Below are 2,970 nucleotides of genomic sequence, written 5' to 3'. Positions count from 1 at the left end.
GCATCGCGCGCAACCTGCTGTGCCTCGTAAGGATGGCCGATCCATTCGAGCACGATGTGATCGGCCATCGAGCAGGCGCCGGGGAGGTAATACAGTTTCATGATAATTCCGTGCTGGCGAAAACGCCGCGCAGTGTGGCGTGTAATGCCGCGGGCCTCAAGCGGTTTTGCGGCGGCGATAGAACAGATAGCCGCCGGCGCATACGATCAACGCCAGGCCGATCTCCAGCAGGTGCTTCATCCAGCCGTGCGCATCGAACCATGCGCGCCACAGTGTCTCGTGGCTGATCATGCGGCCGGCCGTCCACGCGATCGCCGCGGCACCCGCATAGATGATGATCGGGAAGCGCTGGATCAGCTTGAGGATCAGCGTTGAACCCCACACCACCAGCGGAATGCTGATCAAGAGGCCGATCACGACCAGGCCCATGTGTCCCTTGGCGGCGCCGGCGATCGCCAGCACGTTGTCCAGGCCCATCAAGACGTCGGCCACTACGATGGTGCGCAGCGCCGCCCAAAAGCCTTGAGCCGGCGCGACGTTGCCGTGTTCGTCATTGCCTGGCTTCAGCAACTTCCAGGCGATCGGCAGCAACAGCAGACCGCCTATCAGCATCAAGCCAGGCAGTTCCAGCAGATACACCACCAGTACCGTCATGACGATGCGCACGACGATGGCGCCGAGCGTGCCCCAGATCACTGCGCGCTTTTGCAGCTGCGGTGCGAGATTGCGCGCGGCCAGGGCAATCACGATCGCGTTGTCGCCGGCCAGCACAAGGTCCAGCAGGACGATGGTGAACAGATCCGACAGCAGGTGGGTGGGGAGCATCATGCGATTCCTTGGCGCGCGGGACTCAAAGCGGCGACAAACGGGCGCGCGCAGAGCCCGTCGTCACCGCAAAAGTCTCGTTCTCAGCCTGGCTGCCACGGCGCCCGGAGCGATGCTTCGCTCGTGATGACGATCGCCGCGCGGATGCACAAAGCGCATCCGGAACTACTCCCCCTTGGGGTGGTGCGGGGATTGTCGGCGCGTGGGTCTGGCCGGTCAAGCATGGCGCGCTCGCAGCATGTCCCGCTGCACGTTCCCCGCTACAATTTCCGTTTTCCCTTACCGCGAGACTCCCCATGAGCGCGCACGACATCCGTTCCGCCAAGCGTCCCGATCCCGATCAGCCGATGGTCGACATCGCCAACTATGTCGCCGATTACCGGATCGATTCGACCGAGGCGTACGACACCGCGCGCTACATGCTGCTCGATTCGCTCGCCACCGCGACGATGGCGATGAAGTTTCCCGAATGCGTGAAGCACCTCGGCCCGATCGTGCCGGGCGCCACGCTGCCGGGCGGCGCGCGCGTGCCGGGTACGAGTCATGAGCTAGATCCGGTACAAGCCGCGTTCGCGATCGGCACGCAGATCCGTTGGCTCGATTTCAACGACACCTGGCTGGCGGCCGAATGGGGCCATCCTTCCGACAACCTGGGCGCGATCCTGGCCGTGGCCGATTACCTGAGCCGCAAGGCCGAGCGTGAAGGCGGCAAGGCGCTGAGCGTGCGCGACGTGCTCGCCTATGCGATCAAGGCGCATGAAATCCAGGGTTGCTACGCGCTGCTCAATAGCTTCAATCGTGTGGGTCAGGATCACGTCATTCTGGTGCGCCTGGCCTCCACCGCGGTGGCCACGGCGATGCTCGGCGGCAGCAAGGAACAGATCATCACCGCCGTGTCGCACAGCTGGATCGACAACGGCGCGCTGCGTACCTATCGCCATGCGCCCAACGCCGGCCCGCGCAAGAGCTGGGCCGCCGGCGACGCCTGCCGTCGCGCGGTCACGCACGCGATCAATGCGGTGTACCGCGGCGTGGTGGATTACCCCTCCGCGCTCAGCGCCAAGACCTGGGGCTATTACGACGTGGCGTTCAGGGGCAAGGCGTTCGAGTTCGAGCGTCCGTTCGGCAGCTACGTGATGGAAAACGTGCTGTTCAAGATCAGCTTTCCGGCCGAATTCCACGCGCAGACCGCGGTGGAGTGCGCGATGAAGCTGCATGCGCAGGTCGCCGGCAAGCTCGACCAGATCGAGAAGGTGGTGATCGAAACCCAGGAAGCCGGCTGCCGCATCATCGACAAGACCGGCCCGCTGGCCAACTACGCCGACCGCGACCATTGCATCCAGTACATGGTGGCGGTGCCGCTGATCTTCGGCCGCCTCACCGCCGACGACTACAACGACGACGTCGCCGCCGATCCGCGCATCGACGCGCTGCGCGAAAAGATGGTGGTGGCCGAGAACCCGCAGTTCACCAAGGACTATTTCGATCCGGAGAAGCGCTACATCGGCAACGCCGTGCAGGTGTTCTTCAAGGACGGCTCCAGCACCGAGAAGGTCTCCATCGACTACCCGATCGGCCACCGCAAGCGCCGCGCCGAAGGTATTCCGGTGCTGCTCACGAAGTTCGAAGGGGCCATGCGCGGGCATTTCCCGGCCCACAAAGTGAGGGCCATCCTGGAAGCCACCGCCGATCCGGCCAGGCTCGATGCCATGCCCATACAGAACTTCCTCAGTCTCTTCACGCTGTGACGACGGCGTAAGCAGAGAATCTTAAGCAGTGGGGCAGAGGCTTCCGGTTCGACATGGTGTTGAGCCGGAGCCGAGCGTTGTTGGGGTAAGCAGACTGTGGGGTGGCCGGCTGTTATCGGTCATTTTGCAAATCGTTTAAAAGTTGTTAAACTCGCGCGCGCCGGGTATTTGGTCATCGCAGGAAATTCGTCCATCACTTTGAATGGAGTGACGAAAGCGATTTGTCTGGCGGGATGAATGCCCTACTCATTAAGAAGAGGAGACACCTGATGAAACGTAAGGGCCTGTATTTTCTGATCGCTCTTGCCCTGGGCGGCGTAGGTGCCGTTCACGCGCAGGACACCACGGCTGCCAGCAGCGGCACGAGCAGCACTGCCCCGGCATGGCCGAACGGATT

Annotated in this window: 2 protein-coding genes; one reads left to right on the top strand and one right to left on the bottom strand. The window is 63.0% G+C overall.

Annotated elements, in window-relative coordinates:
• Window positions 1-156: 156 nt before the first annotated feature.
• Window positions 157-825, bottom strand: coding sequence for a TerC family protein (locus ACTHNE_RS07810; protein WP_414649767.1), 669 nt, complete (start codon window positions 823-825; stop codon window positions 157-159).
• Window positions 826-1,121: 296 nt separating this feature from the next.
• On the opposite strand from ACTHNE_RS07810, the gene ACTHNE_RS07805 reads away from it, so the two are divergent.
• Entirely contained in the window at window positions 1,122-2,573 is a 1,452-nt protein-coding gene (locus ACTHNE_RS07805) for a bifunctional 2-methylcitrate dehydratase/aconitate hydratase (protein ID WP_324945417.1), read from the top strand.
• Window positions 2,574-2,970: the final 397 nt, after the last annotated feature.

Source organism: Dyella sp. (genome assembly GCF_051954575.1).
GTDB lineage: Bacteria > Pseudomonadota > Gammaproteobacteria > Xanthomonadales > Rhodanobacteraceae > Dyella_B.
The sequence above is the reverse complement of the archived record's forward strand: the minus strand, read 5'-3'. Positions and strand labels throughout refer to the sequence as shown.

What these genes read in the sequence shown, in the direction of transcription:
- ACTHNE_RS07810 (WP_414649767.1), bottom strand. Translation starts at nt 825, where the DNA reads ATGCTCCCCACCCACCTGCTGTCGGATCTGTTCACCATCGTCCTGCTG.
- ACTHNE_RS07805 (WP_324945417.1), top strand. Translation starts at nt 1,122, where the DNA reads ATGAGCGCGCACGACATCCGTTCCGCCAAGCGTCCCGATCCCGATCAG.